The sequence below is a fragment of the Alcanivorax sp. HI0083 genome (assembly GCF_001635175.1).
Genome location: NZ_LWFX01001378.1, coordinates 1 through 1,019, shown reverse-complemented (window position 1 = coordinate 1,019; position 1,019 = coordinate 1). Strand labels below are relative to the sequence as shown.

2 protein-coding genes are annotated in these 1,019 nt (G+C 54.0%); both read left to right on the top strand.

Annotation, left to right across the window (positions count from 1 at the left end; all coding sequences use genetic code 11):
• Positions 1 to 33: 33 nt before the first annotated feature.
• Positions 34 to 507, top strand: a complete 474-nt coding sequence (locus tag A3754_RS20845; RefSeq protein WP_063521215.1) for an NYN domain-containing protein — start codon at positions 34 to 36, stop codon at positions 505 to 507.
• A gap of 94 nt (positions 508 to 601) precedes the next feature.
• Complete coding sequence (locus A3754_RS20840) at positions 602 to 928, top strand: hypothetical protein (RefSeq protein WP_063521214.1); 327 nt, start codon at positions 602 to 604, stop codon at positions 926 to 928.
• Positions 929 to 1,019 lie beyond the last annotated feature (91 nt).

Here is a 1,019-nt window from a genome sequence, read left to right as displayed (position 1 = left end):
AATGATAAGTGATTGAGTGAAACCGGGAGCCCGATGAAAACAGTTTTAATACTGGTAGACGTGCAGAACGTGTACTACACAACACGGCAGGCGTTTAACCGCCGATTCGATTACAACAAGTTCTGGTCCACCGTGACGTCAGAGGGGCAGGTAGTGAAAGCCATCGCCTATGCCATCGACCGGGGCGATAAAAAGCAGCGTGAATTCCAGAACATCCTGCGTGCGATTGGTTTTGAGGTGAAACTGAAACCGTTTATTCAACGGTCCGATGGTTCTGCCAAAGGCGACTGGGATGTGGGTATCGCCATTGATGCGCTGGAATATGCTGCGGAGGTGGACTGCGTGGTGCTGGTGTCCGGTGATGGTGATTTCGATTTGCTGGTGGATAAGCTGCGCGTGGACAAGGGCAAGCACGTGGATGTCTATGGCGTCGCGCCACTGACCGCAGATTCATTGGCTCGCGCTGCCAGCCGGTTTATTCCGATAGAAGGCGAGCTTTTATTGTAAGGGCGTTCCTTTCTATCGGTGGCGGTGTAATGGTCGGTAGTGGTGTCTTCGCGCAATTTGCTACTCTGTGCAGCTAACCTGCCAGGAGCCCCCAATGTCAGAAGCCGCCCTTGAAGCCTTGTCCGATATGATCACCGAAGCGCATACGCGCATCCAGCAAGCTTACGAGCATATTAATCCGGTGGTCGGTGTGCGCCGCGGCATGCGCGATGTGGGCATTCCTGCCGATGCCATGACCATCGATTGCCTGCAGACCCGCGGGCGGATTCTGCTGATATTGCACGATGAGCAGCCCGGTGTGCTGCTTTACCAATTCGGAACCATGGACGCGGATGCAGGCGATGATTTCCAACCGGTGAACTTGTCCGAGGTGAGCGCGGATACGCTATTCGTGTGGATGAAGGATTACTTTTCCGCCTGAATCAGCAGGTAAATACCGGGATTATTCGCCCAGCGTCAAAAAGGGCACCAGTGTCACCAATATCAATATTGTGACGGCGATCAGCACGCCC

What these genes read in the sequence shown, in the direction of transcription:
- A3754_RS20845 (WP_063521215.1), top strand. Translation starts at nt 34, where the DNA reads ATGAAAACAGTTTTAATACTGGTAGACGTGCAGAACGTGTACTACACA.
- A3754_RS20840 (WP_063521214.1), top strand. Translation starts at nt 602, where the DNA reads ATGTCAGAAGCCGCCCTTGAAGCCTTGTCCGATATGATCACCGAAGCG.